Origin of the sequence: Moorena sp. SIO3I8 (assembly GCF_010692325.1) — a bacterium.
GTDB lineage: Bacteria > Cyanobacteriota > Cyanobacteriia > Cyanobacteriales > Coleofasciculaceae > Moorena.
On record NZ_JAAHHW010000013.1, the window covers coordinates 41,090 to 56,355 of the forward strand.

Annotated in this window: 22 protein-coding genes; 15 read left to right on the forward strand and 7 right to left on the reverse strand. The window is 42.7% G+C overall.

What is annotated here, in order from left to right; genetic code table 11:
- Positions 1–60: 60 nt before the first annotated feature.
- Positions 61–510, forward strand: coding sequence for a Rieske (2Fe-2S) protein (locus F6K51_RS07375; RefSeq protein WP_293019247.1), 450 nt, complete (start codon positions 61–63; stop codon positions 508–510).
- A 572-nt stretch (positions 511–1,082) separates the two neighbouring features.
- Positions 1,083–1,706, forward strand: coding sequence for a glutathione S-transferase family protein (locus F6K51_RS07380; RefSeq protein ID WP_293019248.1), 624 nt, complete (start codon positions 1,083–1,085; stop codon positions 1,704–1,706).
- Here F6K51_RS07380 and F6K51_RS07385 read toward each other — a convergent pair.
- The gene (locus F6K51_RS07385) at positions 1,649–1,846 is read right to left on the reverse strand and encodes a hypothetical protein (protein WP_293019249.1); all 198 of its coding nucleotides are present in this window, start codon (positions 1,844–1,846) and stop codon (positions 1,649–1,651) included. The genes F6K51_RS07380 and F6K51_RS07385 overlap by 58 nt on opposite strands.
- Positions 1,847–1,988: 142 nt before the next feature.
- On the reverse strand, positions 1,989–2,408 hold the full coding sequence (locus F6K51_RS07390; RefSeq protein ID WP_293019251.1) for a DUF29 domain-containing protein: 420 nt from the start codon (positions 2,406–2,408) through the stop codon (positions 1,989–1,991).
- Positions 2,409–2,875: 467 nt separating this feature from the next.
- Here F6K51_RS07390 and F6K51_RS07395 point away from each other — a divergent pair, with 467 nt between their 5' ends.
- From F6K51_RS07395 to F6K51_RS07430, 8 genes are all read left to right on the forward strand, one after another.
- On the forward strand, positions 2,876–3,292 hold the full coding sequence (locus F6K51_RS07395) for a helix-turn-helix domain-containing protein (protein ID WP_293019253.1): 417 nt from the start codon (positions 2,876–2,878) through the stop codon (positions 3,290–3,292).
- Between the two features lie 37 nt (positions 3,293–3,329).
- Positions 3,330–3,503 carry a hypothetical protein gene (locus tag F6K51_RS07400; RefSeq protein ID WP_293019254.1) on the forward strand — a complete coding sequence of 58 codons (174 nt, stop codon included), beginning with the start codon at positions 3,330–3,332 and terminating at the stop codon, positions 3,501–3,503.
- A gap of 226 nt (positions 3,504–3,729) precedes the next feature.
- Entirely contained in the window at positions 3,730–3,873 is a 144-nt protein-coding gene (locus tag F6K51_RS07405) for a hypothetical protein (RefSeq protein WP_293019256.1), read from the forward strand.
- Positions 3,866–3,997: a hypothetical protein gene (locus F6K51_RS07410; protein WP_293019258.1), complete on the forward strand. Its 132-nt coding sequence runs from the start codon at positions 3,866–3,868 to the stop codon at positions 3,995–3,997. The genes F6K51_RS07405 and F6K51_RS07410 overlap by 8 nt, the downstream gene beginning before the upstream one ends.
- 243 nt (positions 3,998–4,240) lie before the next feature.
- The gene (locus F6K51_RS07415) at positions 4,241–4,738 is read left to right on the forward strand and encodes a DUF4365 domain-containing protein (RefSeq protein WP_293019259.1); all 498 of its coding nucleotides are present in this window, start codon (positions 4,241–4,243) and stop codon (positions 4,736–4,738) included.
- On the forward strand, positions 4,738–5,202 hold the full coding sequence (locus F6K51_RS07420) for a DUF4365 domain-containing protein (protein ID WP_293019261.1): 465 nt from the start codon (positions 4,738–4,740) through the stop codon (positions 5,200–5,202). The genes F6K51_RS07415 and F6K51_RS07420 overlap by 1 nt, the downstream gene beginning before the upstream one ends.
- 54 nt (positions 5,203–5,256) lie before the next feature.
- Positions 5,257–5,865: a hypothetical protein gene (locus tag F6K51_RS07425; RefSeq protein ID WP_293019263.1), complete on the forward strand. Its 609-nt coding sequence runs from the start codon at positions 5,257–5,259 to the stop codon at positions 5,863–5,865.
- An 89-nt stretch (positions 5,866–5,954) separates the two neighbouring features.
- Positions 5,955–6,152 (forward strand): hypothetical protein, encoded by a 198-nt coding sequence (locus tag F6K51_RS07430; RefSeq protein WP_293019265.1) that lies wholly within the window; start codon positions 5,955–5,957, stop codon positions 6,150–6,152.
- Here F6K51_RS07430 and F6K51_RS07435 read toward each other — a convergent pair.
- Positions 6,126–7,349, reverse strand: a complete 1,224-nt coding sequence (locus tag F6K51_RS07435; protein WP_293019266.1) for a chromate transporter — start codon at positions 7,347–7,349, stop codon at positions 6,126–6,128. The genes F6K51_RS07430 and F6K51_RS07435 overlap by 27 nt on opposite strands.
- Before the next feature lie 351 nt (positions 7,350–7,700).
- On the opposite strand from F6K51_RS07435, the gene F6K51_RS07440 reads away from it, so the two are divergent.
- A complete protein-coding gene (locus F6K51_RS07440; RefSeq protein ID WP_293019267.1) occupies positions 7,701–7,847 on the forward strand; it encodes a hypothetical protein in 147 nt (48 codons plus the stop codon).
- A 24-nt stretch (positions 7,848–7,871) separates the two neighbouring features.
- A complete protein-coding gene (locus tag F6K51_RS07445) occupies positions 7,872–8,417 on the forward strand; it encodes a pyridoxamine 5'-phosphate oxidase family protein (RefSeq protein WP_293019268.1) in 546 nt (181 codons plus the stop codon).
- Positions 8,418–8,565: 148 nt separating this feature from the next.
- Here F6K51_RS07445 and F6K51_RS07450 read toward each other — a convergent pair whose 3' ends face one another.
- From F6K51_RS07450 to F6K51_RS07455, 3 genes are all read right to left on the reverse strand, one after another.
- A complete protein-coding gene (locus F6K51_RS07450) occupies positions 8,566–10,308 on the reverse strand; it encodes a SulP family inorganic anion transporter (RefSeq protein WP_293019269.1) in 1,743 nt (580 codons plus the stop codon).
- 46 nt (positions 10,309–10,354) lie between these two features.
- Positions 10,355–10,489 carry a sodium-dependent bicarbonate transport family permease gene (locus F6K51_RS38340; RefSeq protein WP_364305972.1) on the reverse strand — a complete coding sequence of 45 codons (135 nt, stop codon included), beginning with the start codon at positions 10,487–10,489 and terminating at the stop codon, positions 10,355–10,357.
- Between the two features lie 81 nt (positions 10,490–10,570).
- Positions 10,571–10,717, reverse strand: coding sequence for a hypothetical protein (locus F6K51_RS07455; RefSeq protein WP_293019270.1), 147 nt, complete (start codon positions 10,715–10,717; stop codon positions 10,571–10,573).
- 229 nt (positions 10,718–10,946) lie between these two features.
- Here F6K51_RS07455 and F6K51_RS07460 point away from each other — a divergent pair, with 229 nt between their 5' ends.
- Positions 10,947–12,722, forward strand: coding sequence for an N-acetylmuramoyl-L-alanine amidase (locus tag F6K51_RS07460; protein ID WP_293019271.1), 1,776 nt, complete (start codon positions 10,947–10,949; stop codon positions 12,720–12,722).
- 394 nt (positions 12,723–13,116) lie between these two features.
- A complete protein-coding gene (locus tag F6K51_RS07465) occupies positions 13,117–13,875 on the forward strand; it encodes a methyltransferase domain-containing protein (protein ID WP_293019272.1) in 759 nt (252 codons plus the stop codon).
- A gap of 278 nt (positions 13,876–14,153) precedes the next feature.
- Here the strand turns inward: F6K51_RS07465 and F6K51_RS07470 are convergent, their stop codons facing one another.
- Positions 14,154–14,339, reverse strand: a complete 186-nt coding sequence (locus F6K51_RS07470) for a DUF433 domain-containing protein (protein ID WP_293019273.1) — start codon at positions 14,337–14,339, stop codon at positions 14,154–14,156.
- A gap of 552 nt (positions 14,340–14,891) precedes the next feature.
- On the opposite strand from F6K51_RS07470, the gene F6K51_RS07475 reads away from it, so the two are divergent.
- Positions 14,892–15,095: an NblA/ycf18 family protein gene (locus tag F6K51_RS07475; RefSeq protein ID WP_075903326.1), complete on the forward strand. Its 204-nt coding sequence runs from the start codon at positions 14,892–14,894 to the stop codon at positions 15,093–15,095.
- Positions 15,096–15,266 lie beyond the last annotated feature (171 nt).

Sequence of the window (15,266 nt, forward strand, 5' to 3'; positions counted from 1 at the left end):
AATTAATTGTTAATTATGGTTTATTATTAAAATAAATCGTTTTCCAGGTAGAGGTATACTATGGATCGTCGTAAATTTATGGGCTGGTTTGGTGTTGGTGCATTAGCTACTTATCTACCAGTAGCATTAGCTGCCTGTAGTCCTGAGCCAAGTCCGCCACAAGCAACAGAAAAGGAAAGCCCTAAGATTGATAAGTCGGTGCGAGAGGATGGATTCCAAGCCGTTGGCACAGTGCAGGAGTTAGAAGAAAAAGGCAAAATTAGCGACAAGATAGCAGATATTCTAGTCGTGCGTAATCTGAGCAACAATAGTCTTGTTGCCGTAAACCCTAGGTGTACTCACCAAGGCTGTAGCGTGGATTGGAAGCAAGAGGATAAAATATTTAACTGTCCTTGCCACGGTTCTAAATTTGATTTAGATGGCAAAGTAACGAAAGGACCTGCAGACAAACCCTTGACAAGCTATGAAACAAAGGAAGAAGATAATTTAGTTTTGGTAAAAGTAAGCTAGTCATTTAGGAGCAGGTTTGATATTGCAGCTGAAGTCCCCCTTTTTAAGGGAAATTTAGGTGCAGCTGAAGTCCCCCTTTTTAAGGGAAATTTAGGTGCAGCTGAAGTCCCCCTTTTTAAGGGAAATTTAGGTGCAGCTGAAGTCCCCCTTTTTAAGGGAAATTTAGGTGCAGCTGAAGTCCCCCTTTTTAAGGGAAATTTAGGTGCAGCTGAAGTCCAGGGCTATTTCATTCTAAATATAAACAAGATATGGTATAATTGAGCGCAAATTTAGTCTAATCCATCTACTCTTGTGTCTCAAATCGCAATTATAGAAGCCTTTGCAGAGCTCGAAGACCCTCGTCNTATTGTGCGTTTGGTTAATTGGTGGCAGGGAGTTCCATTTGCAGCTACCCGATGTTCTCGTTTTGCTGCTCTTGGGCCGACCGGTTGACCTATGTCTAAACAAATATTAATTTCGCCAGCGGTATCATAATTGGGGGATTTAGGGGGCTTGCAGCTAAAGGTAGTGAAGTCGATTCATCTGAAAACAGCTGTAATACTCCTAAGGTAAACGAATCTAGATCTAGAACAATGTCTTATCCTACTCAAGAGTCAGAATTCAGTAGTCAAGAAAATTTTCAAGTCAGTCAATCGTCTCCACAACTAAAACTTTATAGTGGTCTTCGGAGCCGAGCTGCGATTGTGCAGTGGTATCTTGAGGAGTTGGGAGTGCCCTATGAGTATATCTTGCTGGATATGAAAGCTGGAGAGCATAAACAGCCGGAATACCTGTCGATTAATCCGATGGGTAAAGTGCCAGCAATTGTGGATGGGGACTTTAAACTTTGGGAGTCGGGAGCGATTTTGGTTTACTTAGCTAATAAGTATGGAGAAACCCCTAGTTCTCTGGAAGAACAATCAGAGATTGTGCAGTGGGTGTTGTTTGCTAATGCTACCTTAGGACCAGGATTGTTTTTGGAAGATAGACGGGAGAAAGAAGCGCCCAGTTTATTGAAGCCACTAAATGAGCTATTAACGGATAAAACATTTTTGTTAGGGGATAACTTTAGTGTGGCGGATATTGCAGTAGGGTCTTATTTGGCTTATGCCAAAATACTGGTAAATTTTGATTTTAAAGAGTATCCAGCTGTTGCTGATTATCTGATGCGTTTGTCTGAACGTCCAGCTTTTAAAGAAACTATTGGTAATCGGTAATTGGGAATCGGGAATCGGGAGTCGGGAGTCGGGAGTCGGGAGATAGGGAACAGGGAACAGGGAATAGGGAGTAGGGAGTAGTTGTATTTGGTGCGATCGCGTAGCGTGGCCGTAGGCCAAACGCGAACGCTCCAATTCAAAGTTTCTTCTTTTCTTTATTTTGAAGTTTTAATTTTTAATTTTTAATTACCCAAAGGGGTGAAAGAATACTGTACCTCATAAGTGCGAGGAACGCTATATCGATAGACAAAAGTAGTAATTGGTGGTAGTTATGCCACAAGATTAATCTTGATCTAGAATATCAGAGGTAAAAGGACAATCCTGGGGGAAGCAAGTAGATGGATAATCCTTGCTAACCACAAAGAGTGGATATCTGTAGCAATCGGAAAAGACCGATTCAAGATAAGGCTTGAGACTGGGAGATTCAGACAACAAAAGATTAATCTGTTCTCTCTGCTCATTGATCGTTTTTTCCCAACCTCGATAATCAGGCTCTGAATTCACGTACTGCCTTTTAAGCAAGTGTTCCATTAAAACCTTAAGTCGGCTCTGAATCTCTCGTTTATCTGTTCGCCCCAAGGTGGCTATTTCCTCAATTAAATTCTCTATGTCCAACTCATCAAAGTTTCTTGTTTTAAGTTGCTGACAAGTTAGATCAGTCCACAGAACAAAATCCTGATTATACAAGTCACTATTACTCATTATTTGTTCATTATTTTATAGTTTTTGTAAGAATCACGGAGGTTTTTAAGTATCCGTACATTAAACTAAATTACTATATAGCAATTCTCATAGCTATGAGTAAAGTCACAGCGCTTGTGGCCTGTGCCACAAAGCTGACAGCTGACAGCTGAATACTTACTATTATAGCGTTTCTCATAGCTATGAGGTACAGATAATTTGGGATTGCTATAACCCATTAGTGCGTCAGTGCAATAGTTTTTTTTAACCACTGAACTGATCTGATGTCTGGATGATAACCCTTAATAACAATCTTCCCATCTGCCACGCCACCGCCCCATATCTACCACACTTTCCACGCTTTAAGTGTTTTACACCCTTACCACACTCTAATAGATAGTGTGAATGCAATAGTTTTTCTAACCCCTTGCATCTTCTGAGAACTTGTGTTAAAATAACAGTATCGTTAAAGCAATGGTTTTACCGCCATGATGATTTCTACCGCCCAAGCTGCTGAATTACTAGGTGTTTCTGCCACTCGTGTCCGTTTCCTGCTGAGCAAGGGCAGAGTGAAGGGGGCTTATAAGGTGGGTAGAACTTGGGTGATTCCTCTGTTTGACGGTATGCCGGTGGTCACCCCTGGTACTCGCGGACCGAAGCGGAATTGGTCAAAGCGCACGGAGTACACTAAGGCTGTGATTCACGTTAATCAGAAGGTAATTCGCCAAAATCTCAAGAGCGGGGAGCGCAACCCTGTGATAACGGTCAAACGGGGTTCTAAAAATATTTATGGTCATACGGTAGAAGTTAATGGCCCCTGTCGGGTGATGTATCGTCCAGATGATCCTTTACATTGTGGGGCTAGGGTGTGGATTGAGACGATTTCTGATTTTAAGGTCAGCTGATTTGGCTACTTGAAGGACGACTTTCAGCATCGGATTTATGAACAAAACACCAGACTTTGATGATGAGATGCTACCTGAGTACCAGTTTGACTATCACAAGGCAAAGCCGAATCGTTTTGCTCAGCAGCAACCAACTAATGCGATCGCACAAGCGCGGAAGCGTGGCCTTTTGGCCAAGGTCAATCCCAACCAAGTTCCAAAGACAACTTAGTGCAATTCGCTCTCGACTTCAAAAATTAGGTTTGTTGTAAGTCAGTCGTTAAACCCTACCATAACAAATTACTCGCTATCAATTGTAGAAAAGTATGCTCCAATTTAAAGGAGTGTGAGAGAATTGAACAAGTTAAGCATTTCTCTATTTCCTATGACAGTAGTGGAGTTATTTCCTACTTTGAGAGATTTAAACCGTGCAGACAAACTAAAAGTTATCCAAGTTCTTGGTAGCAGAGCTAGCTAGGAAAGAGGAACCTACCTTAGAACCAGGAGCTACCTATCCAGTTTGGTCGCCCCTTAACTCTCATCAAGCCGCTAATCAACTCGCTCAACTGTTGGAATCGGAGCAACCTAACTCCAATGGGTAATGCTCGACGATTCAACTTTACCGAGGAACAAATTAATGCTGCTCTGGCCTACATTAAGACCAATCGTGCTGAACTCAGAGCTGAGTATCAAATTGTATTGAAAGAAGCTACCGCCAATGGCTGATAGCTGAATAACTAAGCTGAAAACCAATCGAAATTTCGGCTAATCAACAATTCTGTCTTCTTGGCATGGTGAGTGTTTTTCATCGCAATAGGTTGTATAGCAAATTCATAGCGACTTGCTAGATCCCTTGTTTATTATGTACGAAGTGTTATTGGAAGTAAAAAAATATCTCCTAGGTTTACATTTAATTTAGAAACGCTCTGGAGTTATACTTTTAGGGAAGTATTCTGATGCCAACGATTAGTGGACAAAAGAGAAGTTATTGGACAACGAGGCGAATCTATTTTTATAGTTATCATAACACGTAAGCATCCAACGCGCGGTTACCTATTCGATCATCCACGATTTCTTGGGGAAAAGAAGCGGACTATAGACTTTTATGTAGAACTCTTTCATGATGAGTCTTTGATACCTTTTTTCTTTGTGCAAGTTAAGTCAACATATGAGGGTTACACTGTAAAAGAGCATCGGCTAAAAGTTCAAGTTACAGCCACTGATATCAAGCGTCTTGCTGCTTACCCTGCTCCAACCTATATTGTTGGTATCGATGAATCAAGAGAGCGAGGTTACATTGTGTCAGCTAATGGGGAATGTCAAACAGGACTTTCAAGTCTATGTACTGACTATCCTCTCAATCCAGATGCATTAGCGCTACTATGGGATGAGGTGGTAGCCTACTGGACTTCTCCCACCTACCCAGCATTCCGGTCAGCCTTTTGTGATCCGAAGTGGAGGCAGTAATGAAGCGAGATTTAGATTATTTCATTGGTGAGCGTGCTGAACATCTGGCAATAGTATACTTGACACGTAGCCACGATCTAGTTGTGGAAAGGATGAAAGCTGATTATGGGCTAGATATGTTGGTAACAATACTACAGGATAAATTACCGACAGGAAGGGTTTTTGGTGTTCACATCAAAGGTCGAGACAAAGCTTTCAACGACATACAGCAAGAAGCTTCATTAGTTTTGTCTGACCAAGAAAAGAAGTACTTTCAAGATTTGCCCTTCCCGGTATGTGTATTGTTTTTCACTATGGACGATGACAGGGGCTATTACCGATGGTTGAAGTATCCAAGTGAATCCAACCAGAGCCTTTATACTCTTGAAAACAATCAATGGCGTTCCCTGGATCAGGAGCAGGTTAGCCAGATAATCGCAGACGTAAATGCTTGGTATAATCGAAAGCACCAATCCGCCGCATAACAACACCCATGCACCCGAGCGCCTTATTCTTAGGCTCAAAATCAGGAGACTTACGTGGCATACAGTGACTTTACTCTCAAGAAAGTCAAGCTTGACTTCAATATCCAGACTGTGGAGGATCAGTCACTATTTTCCAATAGTGAAGAAATTAAAATCAGTGATTATCTCGCACAGACCTTAAAAAGAAATGTTCCTTTAGCGTTAGCCATTAATACGGAAAAAGCTAGATCAGAACTCATCATTATTAATATTTTACTGGAAGTTAAAGAAAAATCCTATGATCAAAAAATTAGTCTATTCTCAGGGATTGATTTTAATGTAGATAAGGAAAAAGGCTTAACTGGATTTTGCGATTATATCATTAGCGGTTCAGAAGAGCAGTTATATTTAGAGTTACCGGTAATTACCATAGTTGAAGCTAAGAATGAAAATATTATTTCTGGCTTAGGTCAATGTATTGCGGAAATGCATGCTGCTCAACTTTTTAATCAAGAAGCAAGTCATGAGTTATCCTGTGTATATGGTGCAGTAACAACAGGAGATGAATGGAGATTTGTTAAGCTTGAAAAAAATGTTGCTTATATAGATAATGATAGCTATTATATTAGTGATATTAATAAAATTATTGGGATTCTAGTGAACATGGTTAAAGGAGAAGCCTAATACTATTAGGAAAGGGAGCAGGGAGCAGGGAGCAGGGAGCAGGGAGCAGGTAACACGTAAAAGGTAACAGGGAAGAAGGTAAAAATTCTGTGTACCTCATTAGGGTAAAATATACTACTTTAGCAAAGGGAACAGGGAAAATAGAAAAAATTCGTCTACCTCATTCTCCCGATTCCCGATTCCCGATTCCCGATTCCCGATTCCCGATTCCCGATTCCCGATTCCCGATTCCCGATTCCCGATTCCCGATTCTTGATTCCCTAAAACCCAATCGAAAACCGGGATAATTGTGAAACTAATCCTATAATTCCGCCGATTAACACTAACCATAGGGAATTTACCTTAAAGCGAAATACCAGCACCGCACTAGTTATTGCCACCATAACGGTTAACCAATCCACTAAAGCAGTACGTGCTAAAATATAAGTTACTCCTGTCATCAGTCCTAAGGAAGCGGCATTAACACCGTCGAGGAATCCACTTGCCCAGGGGGATTGGCGTAGCTTGGGCACCCAAGGATTGAGGATTCCGACTAACACAAAGGCAGGCAAGAAGATTCCAACGGTGGCAGCGATTGCGCCAACATTACCATTCAGGAGATAGCCAATGAAGGTAGCAGTGGTAAACACAGGACCGGGAGTGACTTGACCGATTGCGATCGCATCAAGCAGTTGTTGGGAAGTAAGCCATTGGTGGCGCTCTACTAAATCTTGCTGTAGAAACGCCAGCAGCACATAACCACTACCATATAGAACGGAGCCAATTTTTAGGAAGAATAGGAAGACACTAGCAGAAGATATAGAAGCGGCGGATGGTACACCGGTCTGGGCTAAAAGACTAGAGAAAGGCACAAGTAAAGCACCTGTGATGTTATTTCCTCTACGCCACAGGGTTTTGACTAGCATTACCGCAGCTCCCACCAACAGCAGTAAGAGAATTTCATGGGTACCTAAGAAGAAAGCGATAGTAGCTGCAACTCCTGCTACTGTAGTGGGAATATCTTTTGCTGCTTTTTTCCCCAACTTCCATAACGCTTGTAAAACAATAGCGATGATAACTGGTTTGATACCATAGAGGAGCCACTCTACCTGGGGCACACTCTGGTAACGGGCATAAATTGCTGCCATTATCCAGACAATCACCATTGCTGGCAAGATAAAACAAGAACCAGCAACAAACAGTCCTCGCCATCCTGCTCGCTCATAACCGATGTGAATCGCTAATTCTGTAGAGTTAGGGCCTGGAAGAAGATTGGTAACGCCCAGTAGATCCAGCAGATTCTCATGACTCATCCACTGTCGTCGCTTCACTACTTCATCATCCATCATGGCAATGTGAGCAGCTGGGCCACCAAAGGCAATTGTCCCCAATTTAAAAAAGACTAGCGCTAATTCTTTGAGTCGTTGCCCCTGTTCTTGTGGGGAGAGTTGAGCTTCAGAACTGTTGTGCTGGTCAGGCTGAATATCTTCTATTTCGTTAGACACTGGTTTGACTCCAACGGTGTCAAGGTTAATATACCAAAGGGAAGAGGGAACAGGGAATAGGGAATAGGGAGTCGGGAGTCGGGAATCGGGAATCGGGAGTCGGGAGTCGGTAGTCGGGAGTCGGGAATCGGGAATCGGGAATCGGGGTAATAAAATTTAATTTATAGTTATTTGCAGATAACTTATTATAGATAGTTCAGCAGTTATCTTACAGCTATCAGCTATCAGATAACTGCGATGCTCTTTCAGAGCCGCTACGCGATTGGCCGTAGGCCACGCTACGCGAACGTGTTTTTTGAGGTTATTGTATTGGTTATTGAGCAATTCGTGTAGGAATTTTAATAATTTTTGATGCCCTATTCCCTACTCCCTACTCCCTACTCCCTACTCCCTACTCCCTACTCCCTATTCCCTACTCCCGACTCCCGACTCCCTACTCCCTACTCCCTACTCCCTACTTCCTTTGCTATTATTTTGGTTATTTTTATGGTACAATAGTCCTAGAGTAATCTGGTGTAATCTATGGCTAAGTTTTACTCAGAAATCAATCAAGATTTAAGAGAGTTTATTGAGGAGCAAAAAATATTTTTTACAGCCACAGCCCCCCATCAAGGTCGTATTAACCTATCCCCCAAAGGTATTAACACCTTTCGGTGTATTGATAGTAAAACAGTGGCTTATCTAGATTTAACCGGTAGCGGTAACGAGACATCTGCTCATTTGCTGGAAAATGGCAGAATGACAATTATGTTTTGTAGCTTCACTGAAAAGCCATTAATTCTCCGCCTTTATGGTCATGGTCAGGTAATTCGACCTAGGGATAAGGAATGGGAAACAGTCTACTCCCTATTCAATAGCCTACCAGGGGAAAGACAGATTATTGTATTAAATGTAGAATCTGCCCAAACCTCCTGTGGTTATGGTGTACCTTTGTATGACTTAAAAGGAGAGAGGGAAACTCTGCTCAAGTGGGCGAATAAGAAGGGAAAACAGGGAATTCACGACTATTGGCAAGCCAAAAATATTGAGAGTATAGATGGGTTACCGACTAATCTTTTAGAAGATTAACCAGAATGGTGAATTAAGAATTAAGAATTAAGAATTAAGAATTCTACATTCTACATTCTGCATTCTACATTATTAATTTTACATTCTACATTCTACATTCTACATTATTAATTCTGCCTTCACCATTCTGACAAACAACCAAACCAACTTATTTTTTAGTTTGGTCTAGACTAGCGGCAGCGCTATTGACCTCTATGGGATTTTCCTGGGCTAAAGCACTATTGATATGTGATTGCTCTCCCGTAATCAAGGCAGTTGCTTGCTCTAATGCCTCGATGCGATCGCTAACTCGGTTTCTTTCTGGTAATAGTTGCAGGATTTTCAACTTTTCCAGCCTTTGATTAACCCTACCAGTCGCACCTACGATAAACACATCACGACGTTTGTCACGAGCCTCCTTAACCATAGTCTCTATCGCTAAAGAAGCGGTCACTCCCAACAAGGGAACATCGCTGAGATCTAAAATCAGGACATCATACTTTTCTACCATCCCCATCCGCTGAGAGATACCCTTGGCTGCACCAAAGCTCATTGGTCCGCCGAGACGGAATAGGAAAATTCGACCACGAGCCTGTTTCAGAAGTTGTTTTTCTTCATAGCTCAAACTCTTTTCACCATCATCAGGAGCAGTAATTTCCTTGATTTGATTAATTTGTAGCTCACTGAGGTTTTTGACAGTCAACAGGTTGGCAATGAACACCCCAACGGCAACGGCTGTAATTAGGTCAACAAATACAGTCATGAATAACACTAAATACATTAATGCTGCTGCCTTGAGGGAGACTTGATGGGCTCGTTTGAGGAAGCTCCAGTCAATAATATCGATTCCTACTTTAATCAAGATGCCCGCCAGGACAGCATGGGGAATACTTTCAGTGAGGCTTCCCGCCCCCACAACAATCACCAGCAGCACTAGGGCATGAATCATGCCTGAAAGGGGGGTTTGACCACCAGCCTTAACATTGATTACCGTCCGCATGGTAGCACCAGCACCAGGGAGCCCACCAAACAAGCCAGCAATCGTATTACCGATACCCTGACCAATTAATTCCCGGTCAGAGTCGTGCTGGGTACGGGTAATATTATCAGCAACCATGGACGTTAACAGAGAGTCGATAGCTCCCAAGGTGGCTAACATTAGACCATAGCCAAGCATGTCTTTGATTTGGCTGAACTTAAAGACTGGCAAATATAGCTTGGGTAAGCCTGTGGGGATGTCTCCAATCCGTCTGAGCTCGCTGTCTGGCAGGTCTGGGAAAAAGACAACCGATATCAACGTACAGACTATCAGTGCTAGCAAGGGGGATGGAATTAATCGACTCAGCTTCCTAGGTGATCCAAACATAATCACCAGAGTCAGGATTGCTAGACCGGTAGCGGCAAAATGGGGATTAGCGACAAAGGTAGGAAAATTGCTGACAGATTCCACCACATTCCCAGAACTAGGATGCCCGAAAAATGGACCAATCTGTAACAACAGAATGATCACACCAATCCCTGACATAAAGCCAGATATAACTGTGTAGGGCATCAGGGTAATATATTTACCCAGCCGCAACACCCCAAATAAGATTTGAAATATCCCCCCTAGCATGACAACAGTAAATGCCATCGCTAGACCATTCTCTGGGTTTTTAGCAACTAGCGCCGTAAACACCGTTGTCATCACTACGGTCATCGGGCCAGTGGGACCAGAAATCTGAGAGGGAGTACCGCCAAACAGAGCGGCAAACAGACCAACAAAAATAGCGCCGTAAAGACCATGAATTGCCCCAGCACCGGAGGATACTCCAAAGGCTAGGGCTAATGGTAGTGCAACAATTGCAGCAGTCAGACCACCAAAGACATCACCGCGCAAATTACGGAAATGTAAACCATTCACAAATTGCATGAGTGGGTAATTTAGTGAAAGAATAATAATTGCTCTAGGCCCACATCTAATTGATTCTTTCCATATAACTTGGAATTCCTACAATAATGCTATAGGAAAATGTTAGGGTTAGAGCCATCCAAATATAGAAACCGGAATTTACCTGGGCAACACTTAAGTGTATCGCAGTAAGAATTGCTATATAAGATGCCTTAGAATTTTACACTAGAATTTTACACTGTTGGAGGTGAAACTGTTGAAATTCTTGGTTAATGGGTAAAGTTTACCATTCAATCCAGGGATGCCTAGCACCATTGACTATCATCTCCCCAAAGAATAATTGAGCAAGGTTAGTGGGAGTACACAGAAGGATTGGTGGATTATTTCGCAAATTCTGGTTAAAAATTCCGGGAAAATCAATTACTCTCACTAGAGATTAGAGACTAGAGATTAGACAGTTCATGTAGGGTGGGCAGTGCATCAGACAGATAATGAAGCTTGCAAAGTGCTTTGGTACGCACTGCCCACCCTACGATTAGCTAGACACGACTCAATGGGACAATAGTTGCTGATATCGAGCTCAGGCTAAATCAGATTGCGATAGTGCTGGTAAGATTGGGCTATTGACTGGTAACCTATCCTGCTGTTGACGAGAAAGCATGCAAAAAATCCTGAGTTGGGCAATACTAGCTTCTGTGATTACATTACCTGTTTTACCTGTTTCGGCTGAGCAACCCCTTTTCCTGGCCTATCCCCCCCGTGAGCATAAAACTACTGCAGAGAAAATTTTCTTGATTGGTACTGCAGCCCCTACTTCAGAGGTGTTGGTCAATGGTAAACCTATCCCCCGTAGCCAAAGTGGGAATTTTGCTCCTAGTTTCCCTTTGCAGCTGGGAGAAAATCGGTTTACCTTGCGCTATCTAAACCAGGAAATTCAAGTTACCGTAACCCGGCTGTCTACTGAACCACAGTTACCACAAGGTTTGGGATTTGCCAAAGATTCCCTGACCCCAGCAGCAGATATTGCTAGATTACCTGGAGAACAGATTTGTTTTGGTGCGATCGCATCCCCTCGTGCTAGGGTTTCTGTGACCCTGGGCAATCAACGGATTTCCTTACTCCCTCAATCCCAAGATGTCCAACTTCCGTCTAATTTTGCCGTATTGACTGGTCAAAACCAACCTACACCTCGTGCAGCTATTAATAACTACCAGGGATGTGCCGAAATTTCACAAGCTGGTAATTTTGGCAACCCTGTGTTTCAACTAAATCTCAATGGCGAGAGAGTCAGTCAGCGGGGTACAGGTACAGTGGAAATTTTATCTCCTAACCGCTTAGAGGTAATAGAGGTAATAGAAGAGGCTGGGGTTGCCCGCACTGGACCGAGTACTAACTATTCTCGCTTAACGCCTTTACCAAAGGGAACTAGAGCAGCAGTTACTGGTAAACAAGGAGACTGGTTACGTCTTGATTATGGTGCTTGGATTCGCCAGAAGGAAACCAAGGTAATTTCTGGTGCAACTCCGCCGAAGTCTATTATTCGCAGTATCACCTCCCGACAGGTACCTGGAGCAACAGAAATTCTCTTTCCCCTAGAGATACCAGTACCAGTGAGTGTGCAGCAGTCCGATAAAACCTTTACCCTAACGCTACATAATCTAACCGCTCAAACGGATACAATTTTCCTAAATGATGACCCAGTGATTAAGCGCCTAGACTGGTACCAAGTGACTCCAGACCGGGTGCAGTATAATTTTAGACTCAAATCTGAGCAGCAGTGGGGGTATGACTTGAGGTATGAAGGCACTACTCTCATTCTGTCTTTGAGACATCCACCAAACTTGAGCAGTAGAGGAATACTGGGTCTATCGACTCAGCGGTTAGCAGGAATTAAGATACTGCTCGATCCCGGACATGGGGGAGCCGAAACAGGAGCGAGTGGACCGAATGGGTATCCAGAAAAGGATGTTAATTTAGTAGTCTCGAAACTGTTGCAAAAGGAATTGGTACAACGGGGAGCAACGGTATATATGACACGGGAAACTGACAAGGATGTGTCATTACGAGACCGGATGGATATGATTCACGAACTAGAACCAACGATTGCCCTTTCTATCCATTACAATGCGCTACCAGATTATGGTGATGCTATTAATACTGCTGGGATCGGAATGTTTTGGTATCATACCCAAGCCCACGATTTATCAGTGTTTTTGCATAATTATTTAGTCCAAAAGCTCCGGCGTCCATCCTACGGAGTATTTTGGAATAATCTCGCCCTAACCCGTCCTCACAAAGCTCCTTCGGTGCTATTGGAATTGGGATTTATGATTAATCCGGTAGAGTTTGAATGGATTAGCAATCCCCGAGAACAAAGGCAATTGGCTAATGCGATCGCAGATGGGATTACTGAATGGATAGCTACTGTGGAGTAATGCAAGCTTTGTTGAATAGGTAACAGGGAATAGGGAAACAGAGGGGAGATGGGGAGATGGGGAGATGGGGAGTCAGATGAGCGACTGGCGTGGAAACCCCCAAGACCGCACTGGTAGTTGCTCATCAGGGAAACCTCCTTTGGCCGACTGCATCCGTTGACAACAACGATAGGATAACAATGTAAACTTTTATTACTGGACTCAAGACTTTTGGCTTTGATGGTAAAATAAACTTCGCCAATTTGCTTGATAGATATATGGGCTACCCTAACTTGTTTAATTTCTCAACTGAGTGCCTGTAAATTCAAAACCATTTTCAGAGCTATCTAGTATCACTTGTTTGATGTAAGATATGTCTCGGTTTCACCTCACGTATAACTTTGAAATAAATTCTATGACTCAGGCTGCATTTGATTACAATTCAGAATATTTTACTAGTGAAATATTCGATACCAATTATCAAGCTATAGCGTCAACAATCGTTAAAACTTATCAACCAAAACGTGTGGCAGAATTTGGGTGTGGTCCTGGGCATCTTACTAGAGAGCTGGCCAGATTGGGTGTAGAGGTAACAGCTGTAGATGGTTATTCGGAACCTGATTTCTCAGAATCATCTATTGAATTTCACAAACTTGATCTAAATGACGAAGTAGCCATTGCTAATCGTTTCTCCAACCAGAATTTCGATCTTGCTATTTCTCTGGAAGTTGCTGAACACCTAGAACCTGAAACATCTCCAATACTAATCAGCTGGATGACTAGTGTTGCGCCAATCGTGGTATTTTCAGCAGCAGTTCCTAGTCAGAGCGGCCATGGACATATCAATCTTCATTCCAGAGATTACTGGCACCGTTTATTCACTAAGCATAATTTTGTCGTCGCGGATCGTATTCGCGAGAAACTTAGACAAATACCTAATGTAGCTCCTTGGTATCGTTACAATATTATCGATTATCTCCAGGCAGAGCATTCTCAAGCCCCAGAAATACTAGAAGTAATTGACCGTTTGCTTGCCTCTGAATCTGCTGCATCGAGTGCATACTACGAAGAATCTACGAAGATGAGACTTCTACAACCTTACTTAAAGGACCCGGTCGTTAAATGGTATTTCGGGTTGCGACAGTTTACTGATAGTTTTTTTAACAAAACCTAACTATCAGTAATCATTCAGCTGCTATCAGCCAATGGCCAAGGCCATTGGCCTTGGCTCACGGCTGACCGCTGACTGCTGTTCGCGCAGCGTGCGCGTAGCGCATATGCTTACGGAAAAACTAAAAGACCCAGACGCTCATGCTCCCAGCCTCTGTTTTTTGGATAATCGTGAGATAAGTTTGTTATACAAAGACGGATCAGAGATTTGTAATGGTTGAGGCATGGCATCAAACTCTTCCTCTTCCAAAGCGAGGTAAGTATCAATCTGCTCACGATTAGCTAAGTAGAACGCGATCGCTCCGTAAACCTGTTCAAGGTTGACAGTGGGAAGGATTGAACAATACTTTCTGGTGATAATCCGTTGCGGAAAGTATATACAACGGAGTCTAGAGAAATTCGTGTGCCTGCAATCCAGTAACCATTGTCCCGATATTCTATATAAGTCTTAGCTTCTATAACTGGCATCAATTTACCTTGAATATATGTATTGAGATCATATAACTGAAACAACTGAAACAAAAAACTGAGATCAATACTGAGGCATTCTGCTCTTGTCTGCCAATTATTCTGAAAGTATCGATTACCGCTAAGTATTTTTACTTACGTTACTTGGAGGTTTAGGGATGCAGTCGGCCAAAGGGGGTTTCCCCCACTCGCGCTTTGCATCAAGACAGTGCTCAGGCTTCTCTCGATATCCCCTGAAGCGCGTTCGCGTTCGCGCAGCGTAGGCAAAGCCTAAAGCGTGACCTACGGTCAATCGCGTTTTCTGGTTGCTTTACCGATGTGATACTTAAGGATAGGTGTGGGTGGGATACAAAGTACCCGCAAGGGTACTGTAAAGTCTCGTAAACTTTGCCATCATAACTAGTATAAAGCCTATTTACAGTAATCCTTGCAGAAAAATCCCAACTCAAGGTGATAAGTAATTAAGGCGTCAAGTTACCCACTCGTAATTAACGTGAGTTGAGGGGTCTAACCAATCCCTAATTTCTGGAAATTTATAGGAGTCAGATCATCATGGAAAAACATCAACCAATAGAATTTTCCCTAGAACAGGAGTTCAATCTTAAAGTTTTTGAGACGCAAATTCAAAATCTCGACCTTGAACAAGCAAAGAATCTTCTGTGCGAGCTCTATAGACAGATGTCAATTCGTGAAATTCATTTCAGGAATTTCGTTAAGCACAGTTTAATCGGAAATCCTCCACCTTGGAGTGAGTAAGCTCAGGGAGCAAGGGATGAAAGTAAGCTTATGCGCTATGCGCACGCTACTTGAGGTGCTATCAGCTATCAGCTATCAGCTATCAGCTTGCATAGGTAAACATTCGTTTAATTTATTGCGAATCGGCGCAGCTACCCTGGGTTTATGTTAAGCATGATAGCTGACGGCTGA

Excerpts from the sequence above, each read along its gene's own strand:
- F6K51_RS07375 (WP_293019247.1), top strand. The coding sequence starts at position 61 with ATGGATCGTCGTAAATTTATGGGCTGGTTTGGTGTTGGTGCATTAGCT.
- F6K51_RS07380 (WP_293019248.1), top strand. The coding sequence starts at position 1,083 with ATGTCTTATCCTACTCAAGAGTCAGAATTCAGTAGTCAAGAAAATTTT.
- F6K51_RS07390 (WP_293019251.1), bottom strand. The coding sequence starts at position 2,408 with ATGAGTAATAGTGACTTGTATAATCAGGATTTTGTTCTGTGGACTGAT.
- F6K51_RS07395 (WP_293019253.1), top strand. The coding sequence starts at position 2,876 with ATGATGATTTCTACCGCCCAAGCTGCTGAATTACTAGGTGTTTCTGCC.
- F6K51_RS07400 (WP_293019254.1), top strand. The coding sequence starts at position 3,330 with ATGAACAAAACACCAGACTTTGATGATGAGATGCTACCTGAGTACCAG.
- F6K51_RS07410 (WP_293019258.1), top strand. The coding sequence starts at position 3,866 with ATGGGTAATGCTCGACGATTCAACTTTACCGAGGAACAAATTAATGCT.
- F6K51_RS07420 (WP_293019261.1), top strand. The coding sequence starts at position 4,738 with ATGAAGCGAGATTTAGATTATTTCATTGGTGAGCGTGCTGAACATCTG.
- F6K51_RS07440 (WP_293019267.1), top strand. The coding sequence starts at position 7,701 with ATGCCCTATTCCCTACTCCCTACTCCCTACTCCCTACTCCCTACTCCC.
- F6K51_RS07445 (WP_293019268.1), top strand. The coding sequence starts at position 7,872 with ATGGCTAAGTTTTACTCAGAAATCAATCAAGATTTAAGAGAGTTTATT.
- F6K51_RS07450 (WP_293019269.1), bottom strand. The coding sequence starts at position 10,308 with ATGCAATTTGTGAATGGTTTACATTTCCGTAATTTGCGCGGTGATGTC.
- F6K51_RS07460 (WP_293019271.1), top strand. The coding sequence starts at position 10,947 with ATGCAAAAAATCCTGAGTTGGGCAATACTAGCTTCTGTGATTACATTA.
- F6K51_RS07465 (WP_293019272.1), top strand. The coding sequence starts at position 13,117 with ATGACTCAGGCTGCATTTGATTACAATTCAGAATATTTTACTAGTGAA.
- F6K51_RS07470 (WP_293019273.1), bottom strand. The coding sequence starts at position 14,339 with ATGCCAGTTATAGAAGCTAAGACTTATATAGAATATCGGGACAATGGT.
- F6K51_RS07475 (WP_075903326.1), top strand. The coding sequence starts at position 14,892 with ATGGAAAAACATCAACCAATAGAATTTTCCCTAGAACAGGAGTTCAAT.